Source organism: Bacteroides acidifaciens (assembly GCF_024623065.1).
Taxonomy (GTDB): Bacteria; Bacteroidota; Bacteroidia; order Bacteroidales; family Bacteroidaceae; genus Bacteroides; species Bacteroides acidifaciens.
The window spans coordinates 1-2025 of record NZ_JANJZR010000168.1; the positions used below are offsets into that span (position 1 = coordinate 1).

Annotated in this window: 1 pseudogene; it reads left to right on the forward strand. The window is 42.8% G+C overall.

Annotated features, from left to right (window positions below):
* Positions 1–89 precede the first annotated feature (89 nt).
* Positions 90–1889 (forward strand): annotated as a pseudogene (locus NSB03_RS20465) (carboxypeptidase-like regulatory domain-containing protein); the annotation flags it as partial.
* Positions 1890–2025: the final 136 nt, after the last annotated feature.

Sequence of the window (2025 nt, forward strand, 5' to 3'; positions counted from 1 at the left end):
GGAGATTTCAACAATACTTCTGCGTCCGACTTATACCCCAAAATTCGATGTTTTCAAATTTTTGTCATGTACTTAAAAATACAACTCTTATGAAAAAGCAACAAATTACATTGTCTCGCAAAAAGGCAATGAGAAAGGTCGTTTGGATGAAAGCCGCCTTCTTATTGCTGATGTTTGTAATTGCCCTGCATGGACGGGCACAAAATACGGACAGCAAATTGATTTCTTTGGAACTAAAGGAAGCGCCACTGGGAGAGGCTTTGAAGCAATTCAGCAATGTGTCCGGTTATAAGGTGAATTTTCCTAGTGAAGATGTCGGAGCGTACCGGGTAAGCGTAAGTATACATCAGTTGGCACCTTTGGCGGCACTCCAGAAAATACTGGAAGGGAAACCTTTTGAATATGAGGTGAAACAACATTTTATCACTGTCCGTAAAGTGAAGCCCGCATCGCCTACTCGTAAAGTCAGGAACATCGAAGGGCGGGTAGTGGATGAAAAAGGGGAACCGTTGCCAGGTGCGAATATCCGGGGAATCGACAGCCCGTTTGGAGCTATTTCCGATATCAAAGGAAATTTCACTTGTAAAGTGATGGAGGAAACCCACACATTGGAAGTCTCTTTTGTCGGTATGCAAACTGAAAAGGTATCTATTAAAGGGCGTACTCATGTCAATGTGATTATGCATGAAGATAAACAGCAATTGGGAGATGTTGTAGTGACGGGTTATCAGCGCATTAGCCGTGAACGTTCTACTGCCTCTTTCGGCTTTATAGATTCCGAACAACTGACAAGGCAGATGCACACTGACCTGACTTCGTCTCTGGAAGGACAAATAGCCGGTCTGCGTATGGATATCAATCCGAATAACGGGGATATGAGCCCCATTCTTCGTGGTATAGGTACATTCTCGAAGGAAGTAGGCTCACATCCGCTAATCGTAGTGGATGATATGCCGACTGACTTGACCCTGAGTGAGATAAATCCCTATAATGTAGAGAGTATTACTGTCTTGAAGGATGCGGCGGCAGCCAGTATTTATGGTGCTTTGGCTGCAAACGGCATTATTGTGGTAGTTACCAAACAGGCCAAAGAAGAGGGTGCGCATGTGAATATCAATGCTGATTGGTTCATCACCAGCAAACCGAATTTCAATAGTTTGAATCTGGCTTCTATAAGTGATATTATTGATTATCAAACAGCTGTGTTTGATGCGAATGTAGCCGAATCAGGCAGTGCATCCGGTTTTTTGTCCAGCTATAAGGCAGGCTACTATAATCCGTTGTTCCAACTTTATCTGGATCGGGAGAATGGTACACTAAGTAATAGTGAAGTCGAAGCCACATTGAATCAGTGGCGTAATAATGACTATTATAAAGAATATCGTGACAATGCCTGGCGCACGGCTGTAACTCAGCGTTATAATGTGTCCGTATCGCAGAAAGCCGGAAAAAACAATCACTTCCTTTCGTTCAATTATGAAAATGACAAGGGGCGTACAGTAAATGATAAAAGGAATAAATTCTCCTTGTATTATAAGTCGAATTATGCCATCACCAGTTGGTTGAATGTGAATGCCGGAGTGGACGCCCGTTTGGGAAGTAGCGATACACCGAATACCCTGTTTGCCAGTTATACTATGCAACCACGTTATGAAAGAATAATGGATGCCGATGGTAACCGTTATAATTCTCCTTATGTTAATGTAAGCGGATATTCGGGTGGAGCTTACAATGGCAGTGTCGTGAGCAAGGCGGAAGGTGTTTCACCTTATAAAACATTTGGTTTCAATGTGCTTGACGCATTGGGTGAAGGCGGTACCAAATCACGCAATGTCAGCATCCGCCCGTTTGTCAGTTTGCAGGCACGATTCCTGAAGATGTTTAAATATTATTGCTGTCCGATAAAACTTTTTGAGGCAAAACAAAATTAGGACTGGCACCTATTGCAGGAGTCAGTCCTTTTAGTTTAGTTTGTGTTCGCCAAAACATTTTCTAAACTATGCCCAAAAGTAGTCATTTTAACGG